Genomic DNA, 16804 nt, shown 5'->3' on the forward strand with positions numbered 1-16804 from the left:
CTGCCAGCCTTGACCCAATCCTTGTGGAGGCGGCCTTACGTCGCGAAAGGGCCGCAACGCGGCCCCGGCACTTCATGCGGCGAAGCTGAAAACCTGGGGCCGCTTCGCAGCCCTTTCGCGACGCAAGGCCGCTCCCACAAGATCGCAGCCGGTGCCTTCAGCCCTGCATCGTCGCCACGAACTGCCGCACCATCTGGCCTGCATCGCGACGACAGGCCAGTGCCACTGTGCTCTGGCAATCACCGTCCAGCGCCACGAAGCTGACTGAAGCCGGCGCAATCTCACGCATGCACTGCGGCAACAGCGCCACCCCGAACCCCGCCTGAATCAGCTGCAACTGCGTGGTCTTGCGCGACAGCACCTGCGCCGCTTGCGGGAAGAAGCCTGCCTCCATGCACAGCGAAGCCGACAGGTAACTCAGCCCGCCACGGTCCCGGTGCGGGATGGAAATGAAGCGCTCTTCCCTCAGCTGCTCCAGTTTCACCCGTGGCGCGCTGGCCAACGGGTGCCCGGCAGCGACCGCCAGCAACAAGGGTTCGCTGAACAGTTCATGCAGCACCACACCTTCGTGCTGACGCAGCACCGGCAACCGCAGCAGGCCGATATCCAGCCGCCCGGCAGCAATATCTTCCAGCTGTGCCTCCGAAGACTGCTGCGCAATCTCCAGCGAAACCCCCGGGTTGTCTTTCAGGTAGTCGGCCAGGCGAGCCAGCAGCGTGCCGGTCAGCGGCACGGTACTGGAATGGTTCAGGCGCAGACTGCCTTGCAACCCCTCGCCAATGTCGCGGGTTACCCGCTCGGCTTGTGCAAGGTCGGCCAGCAAGCGCCGCGCCCGTTCAAGCAATGCTTCGCCGGCCAGTGTCAGGCGTGGCAGGCGCGCGGTGCGTTCGAACAGCGGCGTGCCCAGTTGCTGCTCCAGCTCCTTGATCTGCCGGCTAAGCGCCGACTGGGCGATGTACAGCCGTTCGGCGGCAGCGCTGAAACTGCCGCACTCGGCGATTTCAACGAAGTAACGCAACTGGCGGATCGAGGTCATGCCATGCCTTTTTGAGATGGGTTTGACAGTAAAGGCATATTAGTCGGCATGGCTCGTGTCTGGCTAATCTTTGCCTGTCTTCCCAGGAACCGCTGCCATGCTCGCCCAACTGTCGTTTTCCGGCCTCGATTGGCTACCCATCCTGCTGGGTGTCGGCGTTGCTTATGTCGTATTCGGCATTGCCGGTTTCGGTACCGCGCTGGTGGCCGGGCCGATATTGATCCATTTCATGCCGTTGTCGCGCATCATCCCGCTCCTGGTGCTGCTGGACTTCGTTGCCGCGTTCGGCAACCTGCTGCCGTCGCGCCGGGATGTGGTGCGCAGCGAGTTGTTGCGGCTGTTACCGTTCATGGCCCTGGGCTGCACGTTGGGCGTGGTGTTCCTGCTGCAACTGAAATCCGACCTTTTGCTGCTGTTGATGGGCGTGTTCGTGACCGCCTATGCGTTATACGGGCTGGCAGTGAAGGCCCGGCCGGCCACCCTGTCAGGCTTGTGGGCGGTGCCGATGGGTACGGCAGGCGGGTTGTTCGGGGCGCTGTTCGGCAGTGGCGGGTTTCTTTATGCGCTTTACCTGAGCGCACGGCTGGAGGTAAAGGAACAGGTTCGCGCCACCCAGAGTGCGCTGATCAGTTGCAGTACCGTAGTGCGCCTTTCGCTGTTCCTGATCGCCGGTGTCTATGCCGACCAAAGCCTGCTGCTGCTCGCCGCCTGCTTGCTGCCAGTCATGTTCGTCGGCCTCTGGGTGGGGCGCCGGCTGACCAACCGGTTGTCGCGTGAGGCTTTCGTTCGCCTGGTCACCTGGCTGGTGCTGGCCAGCGGCCTGGCGTTGATCGGTCGCTACCTGAGCGCCTGAGCGGTAGAATTGCGCCATTACCGGCGTTTTTCAGGCTTGTCCCGTTCATGAACACCCAGAGCATCATCGTTCCCAAGCTGTCCACCGTCCCGGTGCATGAAGCCCGCGCGCGCGCCATCGTGCGCTGGCTGGTGCGCGAAAAAGTCGTCGAAGAGCAGCTGACCACCTGTGGCCGCACCGGCAACCGCATGGGCCATGCCCTGGCCGCAGGGGCGCGCAAGGTGGCCCTTCATCCGGAAAAACTGCCCTTCGACCAGCCGGTCAACGGCATGGAGGTGGTGCTCAAGCGCTGCATCTACACCCCCACCGAAGGGTTTCTCGAAGAGGCCGGTTGCCCGGAGTGCCGGCGCGAGGTGGGCGAGCCGCTGTTCGAAAGCCTGGAGGAGTGGACGCCGGCGGTGACCGACAACTTCACCTGCCCGCTGTGCGGCTTTGAAGATGACATCAATGGCTTCATTTACCTGCAGCCATGTGCCTTTTCCAACCTGGGGTTCATCTTCAACAACTGGGGCGAGGCCGGGTTTACCCAGGCCTTTCTCGACAGCTTTGCCGACTGGCTCGACCAGCCGGTGACCGTGGTGCAGGTAAAACTGCCACAAGGCTGACCGAAGGCCCTTATTTTGCATTGAGCGGCGCGCCGTGGATGAGTATAATGGCGCGCTTCCATTTTTCCCGCCCGGGAGCCCCCGCGATGCTGCGTATCAGCCAAGAAGCCCTGACCTTCGACGATATCCTCCTTGTACCTGGCTATTCCGAGGTACTGCCTAATGAAGTCAGCCTCAAGACCCGTTTGACCCGTGGCATCGAGCTGAACATTCCGCTGGTTTCCGCCGCCATGGATACCGTGACCGAAGCGCGTCTGGCCATTGCCATGGCCCAGGAAGGCGGCATCGGCATCATCCACAAGAACATGACCATCGAGCAGCAGGCCGGCGAAGTACGCAAGGTCAAGAAGTTCGAGGCTGGCGTGGTCAAGGACCCGATCACCATCGAAGCCGACGCCACCGTGCGTGACCTGTTCGACCTGACCCGCCTGAACAACATCTCCGGTGTTCCAGTGCTGGCGAATGGTGACCTGGTCGGTATCGTCACCTCCCGTGACGTACGCTTCGAAACCCGCCTGGACGCCAAGGTCCGCGACGTGATGACCCCCAAAGAGCGTCTGGTCACCGTCCGCGAAGGCGCCGACAAGAACGAAGTCCGCGAGCTGCTGCACAAGCACCGCCTGGAAAAGGTCCTGATCGTTGACGACAAGTTCAACCTCAAGGGCATGATGACCGTCAAGGACATCGAAAAAGCCAAGGCTTACCCGCTGGCCAGCAAGGACGACCAGGGTCGCCTGCGCGTTGGCGCTGCGGTCGGCACCGGCAAGGACACCGGCGAGCGTGTTGCCGCGCTGGTTGCCGCTGGCGTTGATGTGGTGGTAGTCGACACCGCACACGGTCACTCCAAAGGCGTGATCGACCGCGTTCGCTGGGTGAAGGAAACCTACCCGCAAGTGCAGGTGATCGGCGGCAACATCGCCACCGGCGCCGCAGCCAAGGCCCTGGCCGAAGCTGGCGCTGACGCCGTCAAGGTCGGCATCGGCCCAGGCTCCATCTGCACCACCCGTATCGTTGCCGGTGTCGGCGTGCCGCAAATCAGCGCCATCGCCAACGTTGCTGCCGCACTGGAAGGCACTGGCGTGCCACTGATCGCCGACGGCGGTATCCGCTTCTCCGGTGACCTGTCCAAGGCCATTGTTGCCGGTGCTTCCTGCGTGATGATGGGTTCGATGTTTGCCGGTACCGAAGAGGCCCCAGGCGAAGTCGAACTGTTCCAGGGCCGTTCCTACAAGGCCTACCGCGGCATGGGCTCGCTGGGTGCCATGGCACAGGCGCAAGGCTCGTCGGACCGTTACTTCCAGGACTCCTCGGCCGGCGCCGAGAAGCTTGTTCCTGAGGGGATCGAAGGCCGTGTGCCTTACAAGGGCGCCCTGGCTGCGATCATCCACCAGCTGATGGGCGGCCTGCGTTCGTCCATGGGCTACACCGGCAGCGCCACCATCGAAGAGATGCGCACCAAGCCGGAATTTGTACGCATCACCGGTGCCGGCATGGCCGAGTCCCACGTGCATGACGTGCAGATCACCAAAGAAGCCCCTAACTACCGCGTAGGCTGAGGCTTCCAGCAATACAAGCATGCGGGGCTGTCACGACAGCCCCGCGTCGTTTCCGATTTCCACTGACGAGATTGAGTCATGGCCCTCGACATTCACGCTCACCGCATCCTGATCCTCGATTTCGGTTCCCAGTACACCCAGCTGATCGCCCGCCGCGTGCGCGAAATCGGCGTGTACTGCGAACTGCACCCGTTCGACATGGACGATGAAGCGATCCGCGAATTCAACCCGCGCGGCATCATCCTCGCCGGCGGCCCCGAGTCGGTCCACGAAGCCAACAGCCCGCGCGCGCCGCAGGCCGTGTTCGACCTGAACGTACCCGTGCTGGGCATCTGCTACGGCATGCAGACCATGGCCGAGCAGATGGGCGGCAAGGTTGAAGGTTCCGACCTGCGTGAGTTCGGTTATGCCCGCGTGGACGTGGTCGGCAAGAGCCGCCTGCTCGACGGCATCGAAGACCACGTTGACGCCGATGGCGTGCTGGGCCTTGATGTATGGATGAGCCACGGTGACAAGGTCACCCAGATGCCCGGCAACTTCCATGTACTGGCCAGCACCCCGAGCTGCCCGATCGCCGGCATGTTCGACGATTCTCGCGGCTACTACGGCGTGCAGTTCCACCCGGAAGTGACCCACACCAAGCAGGGCGGTCGCATCCTGTCCCGTTTCGTGCAGGACATTTGCGGCTGTGAAGCCCTGTGGACCGCCTCCAACATCGTTGAAGACGCCATCGCCCAGGTGCGTGCGCAAGTCGGTTCGGCCAACGTCCTGCTGGGCCTGTCCGGCGGCGTTGACAGCTCGGTGGTTGCTGCACTGCTGCACCGCGCCATCGGCGACCAGCTGACTTGCGTATTCGTCGACAACGGCCTGCTGCGCCTGCACGAAGGCGACCAGGTGATGGCCATGTTCAAAGAGAACATGGGCGTCAAGGTGATCCGCGCCGACGCTGAAAAGCAGTTCCTCGACAACCTGGAAGGCGAAGCCGACCCGGAGAAGAAGCGCAAGATCATCGGCCGCACCTTCATCGACGTCTTCGACGCCGAAGCCAGCAAGCTGGATAACATCCAGTTCCTCGCCCAAGGCACCATCTACCCGGACGTGATCGAGTCGGCTGGCGCCAAGAGCGGCAAGGCCCACGTGATCAAGTCGCACCACAACGTGGGTGGCCTGCCGGAGGAAATGAACCTCAAGCTGGTCGAGCCGCTGCGTGAGCTGTTCAAGGACGAAGTGCGCAAGATTGGCCTGGAACTGGGCCTGCCGTACGACATGGTCTATCGCCACCCGTTCCCGGGCCCGGGCCTGGGCGTGCGTATCCTTGGTGAAGTGAAGAAGGAATACGCCGACATCCTGCGTCGCGCCGACCACATCTTCATCGAAGAACTGCGCAAGGCCGACTGGTACCACAAGACCAGCCAGGCATTCGTGGTGTTCCAGCCGGTCAAATCGGTGGGCGTTGTTGGCGACGGCCGTCGCTACGCCTGGGTCGTGGCCCTGCGTGCCGTCGAAACCGTGGACTTCATGACCGCGCGTTGGGCACACCTGCCATACGAGCTGCTGGAAACTGTCAGCGGCCGTATCATCAACGAAATCGACGGTATCTCGCGCGTTACCTACGACGTGTCGAGCAAGCCGCCGGCCACCATCGAGTGGGAATAAGTTGAGCCACAAGGGCGCCGCAAGGCGCCCTTGTTGTATCTGTCGCCTGTCCCGGCCCCTTCGCGGTAAAACCGCCCCCACAAAGTGCTGCACAAGCCTCAATCACTGTGCGGTCCCTGTGGCAGCGGGTTTACCCGCGAAGAGGCCAGCCCAGGCAAAACAAGACTTCACTTAATCTTTCGCATTTGCAGGTGTATCGTATTCGCCCTTCATTGCCAGCCACTGCTGGCAGCTTGATTGCGCCGAACACGAGGTACCCGCACCGATGTCCTTCACCCGTCGACAAATGCTCAAAGGCCTGACCGGCCTGGTTGTGGTTGGCCTGGGCGCCGGTGGCGCGGTGCGTTACTGGCTGGGCAAGGTCGAAGATGACAACGCCGGGCATGATTACGAGCTGATCGCGGCGCCGCTGGACGTCGAACTGGTGCCGGGCTTCAAGACCGAGGCCTGGGCCTTCGGCCCGTCGGCACCGGGCACCGAGCTGCGTGTGCGCCAGGGTACCTGGCTGCGGGTACGCTTTATCAACCACCTGCCGGTGGAAACCACCATCCACTGGCATGGCATTCGCCTGCCGCTGGAAATGGACGGCGTGCCCTACGTGTCGCAACTGCCGGTCAAGCCAGGCGAGTACTTCGACTACAAGTTCCGCGTGCCGGACGCCGGCAGCTACTGGTACCACCCGCATGTCAGCAGCTCCGAAGAGCTGGGCCGCGGCCTGGTCGGCCCGTTGATCGTCGAGGAGCGCGAACCTACAGGGTTCCAGCATGAGCGCACGTTGAGCCTGAAGAACTGGCATGTGGACGAGCAGGGTGCCTGGCTGCCTTTCAGCATCCCTCGCGAGGCGGCGCGTAACGGTACGGCTGGGCGGCTGATCACCATCAACGGCCAGGCCGACTCGGTCACCGAGCTGCCGGCCGGCCAGGTGGTGCGGGTGCGCCTGCTGAACCTGGACAACACCTGGACCTACCGGCTCAACCTCAAGGGCAACTGCGAGGCGAAAATCTACGCGCTCGACGGCAACCCGGTGACCCCGCGGCCGCTGGAGGATGAGTACTGGCTCGGCCCCGGCATGCGCATCTGTCTGGCCATACGTATTCCCGAAGCGGGTGAAGAAATCTCCCTGCGCGACGGTTTCGTGCGCCTGGGTACACTGCGTTCAGTGCCCAGTAACGACGCCGCGGGTGGCTGGCCGCCAGCGCTGCCGCCCAACCCGATCGCCGAGCCTGACCTGGAGAATGCCGAAAAGCTCAACTTCAATTTCGAGTGGGCGGCCAGCGTCTCTGTCACCCCCGACACGGACAAACCGTCGAGCATGTGGCAGATCAACGGCCAGGCCTGGGATATCACCGACAAGACCTGCGCCGACCGCCCCATCGCCACGTTGAAAAAGGGCAAGAGCTACATCTTCGAGCTCAAGAACATGACCCAGTACCAGCACCCGATCCACCTGCACGGCATGAGCTTCAAGGTGATCGCCTCCAACCGTCACGACATAAAAGAGCCGTGGTTCACCGACACCTACCTGCTGGGCAAGAACGAGCGCGCCCAGGTAGCGCTGGTGGCGGATAACCCGGGTACCTGGATGTTCCACTGCCACGTCATCGACCACATGGAAACCGGCCTGATGGCCGCGATTGCGGTGGTCTGATGCGCCCGCAGATCATCGATCGCAGCCGTGACCAGGAGTTCATGCAGTTGGCCCTGGCCCTGGCGGCCGAGGGCGCGGCCCTCGGCGAGGTGCCGGTGGGCGCGGTGCTGGTGCAGCATGGGCAGGTGATCGGCCAGGGGTTCAACCGGCCGATCATCGACAGCGACCCCAGCGCGCATGCCGAGATGGTGGCCATCCGCGCAGCGGCGAAAACAGCCAGTAATTACCGGCTGCCCGGCAGCACCCTGTATGTGACCCTGGAACCGTGCAGCATGTGTGCAGGGCTGATCGTGCATTCGCGGGTGATGCGGGTAGTATTTGGCGCGCTGGAGCCCAAGGCAGGCATTGTGCAGAGCCAGGGGCAGTTCTTCGGCCAAGGCTTCCTCAACCATCGGGTGATGGTGGAGGGCGGGGTGCTGGCGCAGGAGTGTGGGCAGATCCTCAGCGATTTCTTCAAGGCCCGCCGGGCCAAGACCTAGCGTTCCAGAAAGGCCCGCATGGCAATAGATTCTTTGTGGCTATACCGGCCTCTTCGCAGCGCAAGGCTGCTCCTGCAGGAAATCTATTGGCCTGAGGGCGATGGTGCCTACATCGGCGGCGACTGTTCTGCCGGCTTGGTCTTGTTGACCCCGGGCACATGCAGGTTGCCTTCGGCCACCTGGCCTTCCAGTTGCGGCTGGGTCACCCAGGTAAGGATGTCGTAGTAGCGGCGGATGTTGGCCACGAAGTGCACCGGCTCGCCGCCACGGGCATAACCGTATTTGGTCTGCCGATACCACTGCTTCTGCGACAGGCGCGGCAGCATCTTCTTCACGTCCAGCCACTTGTTCGGGTTGAGCTTCTCGCGCTTGGCCAGGGTACGGGCGTCTTCCAGGTGGCCACTGCCGACGTTATAGGCAGCCAGGGCGAACCAGGTGCGGTCCGGCTCCTGGATACTGTCGTCCAGCTCGGCCTTGATCTTCATGAAATACTTGGCACCACCCTGGATGCTCTGTTTCGGGTCCAGCCGGTTGGACACACCCATGGCCTGGGCGGTGCGCTGGGTCAGCATCATCAGGCCGCGAACACCGGTCTTGGAGGTGACCTCCGGCTGCCACATCGATTCCTGATAGCCGATGGCGGCCAGCAGACGCCAGTCCACCTGCTCGACCTTGGCGTAGCTCTTGAAGTGCTTTTCGTACTTGGGCAGGCGCTGTTGCAGGTGCTGGGCGAAGGTGTAGGCACCCACATAACCTAATACGTCGACATGGCCGTAATAACGGTCTTTCAGGCGTTGCAGGGTGCCGTTCTTCTGTGCCTTGTCGAGAAATTCGTTGATCTCGTTGAGCAGGCTGTTGTCTTCGCCCGCTGCCACTGCCCAGCGCTGGTCGCGGGTGTCGCCCACGTCGAAGGCCACGCGCACGTTGGGGAAGTACACCTGGTTCATCGCCAGCTCGTTGGAGTCGACCAGGGTCAGGTCGATCTGCCCTTCGTCGACCATGCGCAGCAGGTCGACCACCTCCACCGCATCCGACTCTTCATATTCAAGGCCGGGGTTCTGCTTTTTCAGCTCGGCCAGCAGGTCGGCATGGCTGCTGCCTTTGAGCACCATGATCTTCTTGCCGACCAGGCCCTTGGCGTTGGTTGGGCGGGGCCGGCCGTTGCGGTAGATGACCTGTGGGGTCACTTCCAGATAAGGGTGCGAGAATTTCGCCTGGGCGGTGCGCCGTTCGCTGCTGACCAGGCCGGCTGCAGCCAGCACCGGGCCGGAGGGTTTGCCGAGGTCGTCGAACAGCTCATCGAGGTTGTCGGCAGTCTCGATCTCCAGTTTCACACCGAGATCGTCGGCGAAATGCTTGACCAGCTCGTATTCGAAACCGGTTTCGCCGTTGCGATCCTGGAAGTAGGTGGCCGGGCTGTTGCGGGTGATCACGCGCAGCACGCCATCCTCCTTCACGCGCTCGAGGGTGCTGGGTTTTTCAACGCAGGCACCGAGCAGCAGAAAGAGTCCGGTTGCGAGAAGCCATTTGGCGCAACGCTGGCGCAAAGCAGTGTGGGCGAACATAGGTTGCAGTATACGCAAAGGACCGGTTCAGCCATATCTCGACAACGGTTAGCTTGTCTGGTAGCGGTTTATGTGTTGTGGGGCGTGGCGGAGGATTGCGTTGGGGCCCCCAGGTGCTGGCCTTGGGAGGTGTTGCGCCTGTGAGATCGAGCGCCGCCCGCGCGGCGCTTCGCGGGGCAAGCCCGCTCCCACATTTGTTTCGGGCCAGTTTCTCCTGCCTCCATTGGCGCGCGCACCCTGGGTGCATGGCTGGAAAGGGATGAAAAGCATCAGCGCAACACGCGATATCGAATGGAGCAAACAAGGGCCCGCGCGCCAATGGTTCAGGAATGATTGGCCCGAAACAAATGTGGGAGCGGGCTTGCCCCGCGAAGCGCCGCGCGGGCGGCGCTCGATCTTCCACGCGACAAACCTCTCAAGGCGAGCACTTCAAATTCTGACCCGAAAGTCCGGTTACGCCGCCCGGCAGCCGTGGCTTAGAGCGGGTGCCGAAAACCATCGAAGTAGGCTAGAATGCACGGCCTCTAAGCACACCCCTTCCTGAGGCTGTCCCGACGATGTTGATCCTGCGCGGCGCTCCTGCCCTTTCTGCCTTTCGCCACGGTAAATTACTCGAGCAACTGAGCCAGAAAGTCCCCGCTGTTACTGGTTTGTATGCCGAATTTGCCCACTTCGCCGATGTCGATGGCGAGCTGACCGCCGACCAGCAGCAGGTGCTGGGCCGTCTGCTCAAGTACGGCCCGAGCGTGCCGGTACAGGAGCCGACTGGCCGCCTGTTCCTGGTCGTGCCGCGCCTGGGCACCATTTCGCCGTGGGCCAGCAAGGCCAGCGACATCGCCCACAACTGCGGCCTGCAGTCGATCCAGCGCCTGGAGCGCGGCATCGCCTACTACGTTGCCGGCACCCTGAGCGACGCTGATGCCGCGTTGATTGCTGCCGAACTGCACGACCGCATGACCCAGCGCGTGCTCGGCCAGCTGGAGCAGGCGTCCGACCTGTTCAGCCACGCCCAGCCCAAGCCGATGACCTCGGTGGACATCCTGGCCGGTGGCCGTGACGCCCTGGCCCAGGCCAACATCGACCTGGGCCTGGCCCTTGCCGAAGACGAGATCGACTACCTGGTCGCTGCCTTCCAGGGGCTCAAGCGCAACCCGAACGACATCGAACTGATGATGTTCGCCCAGGCCAACTCCGAGCACTGCCGCCACAAGATCTTCAACGCCAGTTGGGACATCGACGGCCAGGCTCAGGAAAAAAGCCTGTTCGGCATGATCAAGAACACCTACCAGATGCACAGCGAAGGCGTGCTGTCTGCGTACAAGGACAACGCCTCGGTCATCGTCGGTAACGTGGCCGGCCGCTTCTTCCCGAACCCTGAAACCCGCCAGTACGGCGCGGTGCAGGAGCCGGTGCACATCCTGATGAAGGTGGAAACCCACAACCACCCGACTGCCATCGCCCCGTTCTCCGGCGCCTCCACCGGCTCCGGTGGCGAAATCCGCGATGAAGGTGCTACCGGCCGCGGCGCCAAGCCCAAGGCGGGCCTGACCGGCTTCACCGTGTCCAACCTGCGCATTCCGGGCTTCGAACAGCCTTGGGAGCAGGCCTACGGCAAGCCTGAGCGTATCGTCGACGCCCTCGACATCATGATCGAAGGCCCGCTGGGTGGCGCCGCGTTCAACAACGAATTCGGTCGCCCGGCCCTGACCGGTTACTTCCGTACCTTCGAGCAGGCCATCAATACCCCGCACGGTGAAGAAGTGCGCGGCTACCACAAGCCGATCATGCTGGCCGGTGGTATGGGCAACATCCGTGAAGACCACGTGCAGAAGGGCGAGATCACCGTCGGCGCCAAGCTGATCGTGCTCGGCGGCCCGGCCATGCTGATCGGCCTGGGTGGCGGCGCCGCTTCGTCGGTGGCTACCGGTGCCAGCTCGGCTGACCTGGACTTTGCCTCGGTACAGCGCGAAAACCCGGAAATGGAGCGCCGTTGCCAAGAGGTCATCGACCGCTGCTGGCAGCTGGGTGACAACAACCCGATCGCCTTCATCCACGACGTGGGCGCGGGCGGTATCTCCAACGCTTTCCCCGAGCTGGTCAACGACGGTGGCCGTGGTGGCCGCTTCGAGCTGCGTAACGTGCCCAATGACGAGCCGGGCATGGCCCCGCACGAAATCTGGAGCAACGAATCGCAAGAGCGTTACGTGCTGGCCGTCAGCGCGGTCGACTTCGAGCGTTTCCAGGCCATCTGCGAGCGTGAGCGTTGCCCGTTTGCCGTGGTCGGTGAAGCAACCGAAGAGCCGCACCTGACCGTAAGCGACAGCCACTTCGGCAACACGCCTGTGGACATGCCGCTGGACGTGCTGCTGGGCAAGCCGCCGCGCATGCACCGCTCGGTTACCCGCGAGGCCGAGCTGGGCGATGACTTCGACCCGAGCGAGCTGGACCTGGACAATGCCGTGCAGCGCGTGTTGAACCACCCGGCCGTGGCCAGCAAGAGCTTCCTGATCACCATTGGCGACCGTACCATCACCGGCCTGGTTGCCCGCGACCAGATGGTCGGCCCGTGGCAGGTACCGGTCGCTGACTGCGCCGTCACCGCCACCAGCTTCGACGTCTACACCGGTGAAGCCATGGCCATGGGCGAGCGCACCCCGCTGGCGCTGCTGGATGCCCCGGCGTCCGGGCGCATGGCCATCGGTGAAACCCTGACCAACCTGGCGGCTTCGCGCATCGAGAAACTGTCCGACATCAAACTGTCGGCCAACTGGATGTCCGCCGCCGGTCACCCGGGTGAAGATGCCCGCCTGTACGACACCGTCAAGGCTGTCGGCATGGAGCTGTGCCCGGAGCTGGGCATTACCATTCCGGTCGGCAAAGACTCGATGTCGATGAAGACCAAGTGGAGCGATGAGGGTGGCGAGAAGAGCGTCACCTCGCCAATGTCGCTGATCATCACCGGCTTCGCCCCGGTCACCGACATTCGCAAGACCCTGACCCCTGAACTGCGCATGGACAAGGGCGAGACCGACCTGATCCTGATCGACCTGGGCCGTGGCAAGAACCGCATGGGCGCCTCGATCCTGGCGCAGACCTACGGCAAGATTGCTGCCCAGGCACCGGACGTGGACGACGCCGAAGACCTCAAGGCCTTCTTTGCCGTGATCCAGGGGCTGAACGCCGACGGCCACCTGCTGGCCTACCACGACCGCTCCGACGGCGGCCTGATCACCACCGTGCTGGAAATGGCCTTCGCCGGCCACTGCGGCCTGGACCTGCAACTCGACCCACTGACTGACAACCGTAAAGACGTACCGGCCATCCTCTTCAACGAAGAGCTGGGTGCGGTTATCCAGGTTCGCCAGGATGCCACCCCGGACGTGCTGGCGCAGTTCAGCGCGGCTGGCCTGGGCGAGGAGTGCGTCGCGGTGATCGGCAAGCCGGTCAACAACGCCGAAGTGTCCATCAGCCTGAACGGCGAAGTGCTGTTCGACGACGACCGTCGCATGCTGCAGCGTCAGTGGGCCGAGACCAGCTACCAGATCCAGCGCCTGCGCGACAACGCTGACTGCGCCGACCAGGAATTCGACCTGCTGCTCGAGGAAGACAACCCAGGCCTGTCGGTCAAGCTGGGCTTCGACGTCAACGACGACATCGCTGCGCCGTACATCAAGAAGGGCGTGCGCCCGCAAGTGGCCATCCTGCGCGAGCAGGGCGTCAACGGCCAGGTCGAGATGGCCGCTGCCTTCGACCGTGCCGGCTTCGCCGCCATCGACGTGCACATGAGCGATATCCTGGCGGGCCGTGTCGACTTCGAGGCCTTCAAGGGCCTGGTCGCCTGCGGTGGCTTCTCTTACGGTGACGTGCTGGGTGCCGGTGAAGGCTGGGCCAAGTCGGCGCTGTTCAACGCCCGTGCCCGTGATGCGTTCCAGGCCTTCTTCGAGCGTACCGACAGCTTCGCCCTGGGCGTGTGCAACGGTTGCCAGATGATGTCCAACCTGCACGAGCTGATCCCGGGCACCGAGTACTGGCCGCACTTCGTGCGTAACCGCTCGGAGCAGTTCGAGGCTCGCGTTGCCATGGTCGAGGTGCAGAAGTCCAACTCGATCTTCCTGCAGGGCATGGCCGGTTCGCGCATGCCGATCGCCATCGCTCACGGTGAAGGCCATGCCGAGTTCGCCAATGAAGCGGCACTGCTGGAAGCCGACCTGTCCGGTTGTGTGGCCCTGCGCTACGTCGACAACCACGGCAAGGTCACCGAAGCCTACCCGGCCAACCCGAACGGCTCGCCGCGTGGTATCACCGGCCTGACCAGCCGCGACGGCCGCGTGACCATCATGATGCCGCACCCGGAGCGCGTGTTCCGCGCCGTGCAGAACTCCTGGCGCCCGGATGAGTGGCAGGAAGATGCCGCGCTGATGCGTATGTTCCGCAACGCGCGGGTGTGGGTGAACTAAGGCGTGTACAAGCTCGCCTTCTTTGTCCCCGCCAGCCATGTCGAGGTGGTCAAGGCCGCTGTGTTCGCTGCTGGTGGCGGGCGCATCGGCGACTATGACCACTGCGCCTGGCAAACCTTGGGCCAGGGCCAGTTCCGCCCGTTGGACGGCAGCCAGCCGTTCCTCGGGCAAGCCGGTCAGGTCGAGGTGGTGGAGGAGTGGAAGGTAGAGCTGGTGGTGGCTGACGAGCTGATTGCCCAGGCTGTCGCAGCGCTGAAGCAAAGCCACCCGTACGAGACGCCAGCCTATGAGGTCTGGCGGCTCGCCGAGTTCTAGACCGCATCAAGGCCATCGTTGGCGAGCCAGCGCCCACAGGGATATCACCCTTTTCAGATCCTGTGATATCCCTGTGGGCGCTGGCTTGCCGGCGATAGGGCCCTGTCAGTCAGCCACCATCTCCTTGCCTTGTTCAGGCTGCTTCAACATTCCACACGCCAGCAACCCCACCTCGAACAGCACCCACATCGGCACCGCCAGCATCGTCTGCGAAAACACATCCGGTGGCGTCAAAATCATCCCCATCACAAAGCACCCGACGATCACGTAGGGCCTGCTGCGCCGCAATGTGGCCACATCCGCCAACCCCACCCAGACAACGATGAACGTTGCCACCGGGATCTCGAACGCCAGCCCGAATGCCAGGAACAGCGCCAGGATAAAGTCCAGGTACTGGCTGATATCGGTCATCATCGCCACACCGTCCGGCGTCACGCTGGCAAAGAAACCGAACATCATCGGGAATACCAGGAAGAACGCGAACGCCATGCCGGCATAGAACAGCACGATGCTCGACACCAGCAGTGGCAGGGCAATGCGCCGCTCACGGCGGTACAGCCCCGGTGCCAGAAAGCCCCATGCCTGGTGCAGTAGCAGCGGCATGGCGATGAACAGTGCGCACATTGCGGTCAGCTTGAACGGCGTCAGAAACGGCGAGGTGACGCTGGTGGCGATCATGCTGGCGCCTTCCGGCAAAAAGCGCCGCAGCGGTTCGGAGATGAGCGTGTACCACGTCTGGGCGAAGGGGAACAGGCCGGCGAATACCAGGGCCACCAGTGCCAGGCAACGCACCAGGCGTTTGCGCAGGTCCCGCAGGTGTTCGGTCAGCGGCATGCTGGCTGTCGGGTCCATGGCAATACTCATGAGGCGTTTTCCTTGGGGGCGGCGACCGTGGTGGCATCATTGGCCGGCACCGTGTTCAGGCTGATGCCCTGGCGTATTTCCTGTTCCAGGCGCTGCAGCGGTGCGCTGTCGAGGTTGGGCAACTCGATTTCGCGTTCTACCTGCGTGCGCAAGGCGTACATGGCCCGGCGTGCCTGGCCCAGGCCGCGCCCGAGGGTGCGCGCTGCAACCGGCAGGCGCTCCGGGCCCAGCACCAGCAGCGCGACGACGCCCACCAGCAGCAGCTCGCTGAAGCCTACCTCGAACATCAGGCCTGACGGTCCGCTTGAGGCTGCTGCGCGGCTTGGCCGGTCAGCGGGGCCTGTTGCTGAACCTGCGCCTGGCCAGTTGCGCTGGCGTCAGTGTCGCCGCCCATGGACTTGCGAAAACCCTGGATCGCCTCGCCCACATCGCTGCCCAGGCCCTTGAGGCGCTTGGTACCAAACAGCAGGAATACGATCAGCAGTACGATCACCAGTTGCCAGATTCCAATGCCACCCATTGCCACCACTCCTGTAAGGTCATGAAAAGGAAGGGCAATCCTGCCTCGTGCAGATGACGCGCAGATGACGGACTGGCATTGCCATCTACCTGCAACACACCGCGTGTTGACTGGCGTCTTTATTCTGCGAGCGAGGCACGCACGGATGGGTGGCAGGCAACAGCAGGGTGCGGCCCTGCTGATGGTGATGGTGGTGCTGGCAATGCTGGCGGCGGGCATGGCCTGGTTGGTGGAAGATGGCCGGCGCCAGGTGGATGAAGTGCGCCTGCTGCACCAGCGCATACAGGTGCGGGCTATGGAGCAGGCCGGCCTGGCCTATGCCGAGCAGGCTCTGCGCGACCCCGCCTGGCGGCTTAGCCCGCTGTTCTGGCAGGCCTTGCGGGGGCAGCCGCTGAATTACGACTTTGGCGCCGGGCAGGCGCAGCTGCGGGTGCGCGACCAGCACACCTGCTTCAACGTCAATGCGCTGCTGGGTGCCGATGGCGAGCGCGCCGAGCGCCAATTGCGTCACCTGCTGGGCGACGACATGGCCGCCGAACGCCTGGTCGATGCGCTGGCCGACTGGCTCGACGCCGACAGCGACACCCGCCTGCAGGGCGCCGAAAGTGCCCAGTACCTGCGCCAGCAACCGCCGCGCCTGGCGGCCAACCAGCCGATGCTCGACACCAGCGAACTGAACCTGTTGCTGGAGCCGGACGCCAGCCGCCAAGCGCGTTATCCGATGCTGTGCGCCTTGCCCGAGATCACCGGCTGGCGTCTGAACGCCAATGCGCTCGGGCTGGAGCACCTCCCGTTGCTGGAAGCGCTGTACGAAGGGCGCTATTCGCGGTCGCTGCTCAGCCGCATCATCAGCGGGCGGCCGGCGTCGGGGTATGTGGATGCGGCCGCGTTGCGCCAGGCGCTAGGGGCGGTGGATGACGAAACGTTTGAACGGCTGAGTGAGGGTTTGCTGCTCAACAGCGGGTACTTCCTGCTGCAGCTGTCGTTCGAGGAAGAGGGGCGGGTGATACGCAGCGAGTTTCAGGTGGAGGCGCTGGGAGTGGTGCAATGGCATGCCCGGGTGCCGGCGCAGCAGGTGCGGGTGCGTAGCCGGGAGCCGATGGCCTGGTAGGGCTCGATATTGCCGGGGCTGCTTTGCAGTCCTTTCGCCGGCAAGCCAGCTCCCCCAGGAAACCAAGGCATTCATGGCCTGTGATATCGCTGTGGGAGCTGGCTTGCCGACGAAAGGGCCGCAAAGCGGGCCCGTAAAC

Annotated in this window: 14 protein-coding genes; 9 read left to right on the top strand and 5 right to left on the bottom strand. The window is 63.6% G+C overall.

The features are described 5' to 3' along the window. Positions 1-157: 157 nt before the first annotated feature. Positions 158-1036 carry a LysR family transcriptional regulator gene (locus tag LU684_RS13365; RefSeq protein ID WP_016485106.1) on the bottom strand — a complete coding sequence of 293 codons (879 nt, stop codon included), beginning with the start codon at positions 1034-1036 and terminating at the stop codon, positions 158-160. Between the two features lie 97 nt (positions 1037-1133). Between LU684_RS13365 and LU684_RS13370 the strand changes: the two genes are divergently transcribed. The 6 genes from LU684_RS13370 to tadA all read left to right on the top strand — a co-directional run bounded on the left by LU684_RS13370 (position 1134) and on the right by tadA (position 7833). Continuing rightward, the gene (locus LU684_RS13370) at positions 1134-1889 is read left to right on the top strand and encodes a sulfite exporter TauE/SafE family protein (protein WP_023047717.1); all 756 of its coding nucleotides are present in this window, start codon (positions 1134-1136) and stop codon (positions 1887-1889) included. A gap of 47 nt (positions 1890-1936) precedes the next feature. Continuing rightward, positions 1937-2494, top strand: coding sequence for a hypothetical protein (locus LU684_RS13375; protein ID WP_016485108.1), 558 nt, complete (start codon positions 1937-1939; stop codon positions 2492-2494). 86 nt (positions 2495-2580) lie between these two features. Further along, positions 2581-4050 carry an IMP dehydrogenase gene (gene guaB, locus LU684_RS13380; RefSeq protein WP_012270723.1) on the top strand — a complete coding sequence of 490 codons (1470 nt, stop codon included), beginning with the start codon at positions 2581-2583 and terminating at the stop codon, positions 4048-4050. Positions 4051-4128: 78 nt separating this feature from the next. Next, positions 4129-5706, top strand: coding sequence for a glutamine-hydrolyzing GMP synthase (gene guaA, locus LU684_RS13385; protein ID WP_016485109.1), 1578 nt, complete (start codon positions 4129-4131; stop codon positions 5704-5706). Between the two features lie 265 nt (positions 5707-5971). Continuing rightward, positions 5972-7354: a multicopper oxidase family protein gene (locus LU684_RS13390; protein WP_232894723.1), complete on the top strand. Its 1383-nt coding sequence runs from the start codon at positions 5972-5974 to the stop codon at positions 7352-7354. After that, positions 7354-7833, top strand: coding sequence for a tRNA adenosine(34) deaminase TadA (gene tadA / locus LU684_RS13395; RefSeq protein WP_023047716.1), 480 nt, complete (start codon positions 7354-7356; stop codon positions 7831-7833). Before LU684_RS13390 ends, tadA begins: the two co-directional genes overlap by 1 nt. Before the next feature lie 107 nt (positions 7834-7940). On the opposite strand, the gene mltF is transcribed toward tadA, so the two are convergent. Beyond that, complete coding sequence (mltF, locus tag LU684_RS13400) at positions 7941-9398, bottom strand: membrane-bound lytic murein transglycosylase MltF (protein ID WP_016485112.1); 1458 nt, start codon at positions 9396-9398, stop codon at positions 7941-7943. 557 nt (positions 9399-9955) lie between these two features. On the opposite strand from mltF, the gene purL reads away from it, so the two are divergent. Both purL and LU684_RS13410 read left to right on the top strand, forming a co-directional pair. Beyond that, positions 9956-13855, top strand: a complete 3900-nt coding sequence (gene purL / locus LU684_RS13405; protein ID WP_016485113.1) for a phosphoribosylformylglycinamidine synthase — start codon at positions 9956-9958, stop codon at positions 13853-13855. Between the two features lie 3 nt (positions 13856-13858). After that, entirely contained in the window at positions 13859-14170 is a 312-nt protein-coding gene (locus tag LU684_RS13410; protein WP_016485114.1) for an NIF3 1, read from the top strand. Between the two features lie 105 nt (positions 14171-14275). Here LU684_RS13410 and tatC read toward each other — a convergent pair whose 3' ends face one another. Genes tatC through tatA form a run of 3 tightly spaced genes read right to left on the bottom strand, consistent with a single transcriptional unit; the run spans position 14276 to position 15554 of the window. Next, a complete protein-coding gene (gene tatC / locus LU684_RS13415) occupies positions 14276-15034 on the bottom strand; it encodes a twin-arginine translocase subunit TatC (protein ID WP_232894724.1) in 759 nt (252 codons plus the stop codon). Next, complete coding sequence (gene tatB / locus LU684_RS13420; protein ID WP_070086995.1) at positions 15031-15321, bottom strand: Sec-independent protein translocase protein TatB; 291 nt, start codon at positions 15319-15321, stop codon at positions 15031-15033. The genes tatC and tatB overlap by 4 nt, the downstream gene beginning before the upstream one ends. Beyond that, positions 15321-15554 (bottom strand): twin-arginine translocase TatA/TatE family subunit, encoded by a 234-nt coding sequence (gene tatA / locus LU684_RS13425; RefSeq protein WP_023049536.1) that lies wholly within the window; start codon positions 15552-15554, stop codon positions 15321-15323. Before tatA ends, tatB begins: the two co-directional genes overlap by 1 nt. Before the next feature lie 145 nt (positions 15555-15699). Between tatA and gspK the strand changes: the two genes are divergently transcribed. Then, a complete protein-coding gene (gspK, locus tag LU684_RS13430; protein WP_070086996.1) occupies positions 15700-16665 on the top strand; it encodes a type II secretion system minor pseudopilin GspK in 966 nt (321 codons plus the stop codon). The last annotated feature ends 139 nt before the right edge of the window (positions 16666-16804 follow it).

The organism is Pseudomonas sp. NMI542_15, assembly GCF_021283425.1.
Lineage (GTDB): Bacteria > Pseudomonadota > Gammaproteobacteria > Pseudomonadales > Pseudomonadaceae > Aquipseudomonas > Aquipseudomonas fortuita.